Source organism: Massilia sp. CT11-108, from assembly GCF_047302915.1.
Taxonomy (GTDB): Bacteria; Pseudomonadota; Gammaproteobacteria; order Burkholderiales; family Burkholderiaceae_D; genus Telluria; species Telluria orientalis.
Map to the genome: position 1 here is coordinate 1 of NZ_JBKYMO010001847.1, position 203 is coordinate 203.

Below are 203 nucleotides of genomic sequence, written 5' to 3' on the forward strand. Positions count from 1 at the left end.
ATGGCCGCCGCCACGCTCGTCATCGTCGCCGTGTTCTTCATGCCGGTCTACCTGAAGAACCACATCTACACGATGCCCCAGTTCCTCGAACAACGCTACGGCAAGGCCGTCGCCACGACCATGGCGCTGTTCTGGCTCGGCCTGTACGTCGTCGTCAACCTGACCTCGATCCTGTACCTGGGCGCGCTGGCCATCGGCAGCGT

General features: G+C 63.1%; 1 pseudogene. It reads left to right on the plus strand.

The features are described from left to right. Positions 1-203 (plus strand): annotated as a pseudogene (locus ACEN88_RS36545) (sodium transporter); the annotation flags it as partial.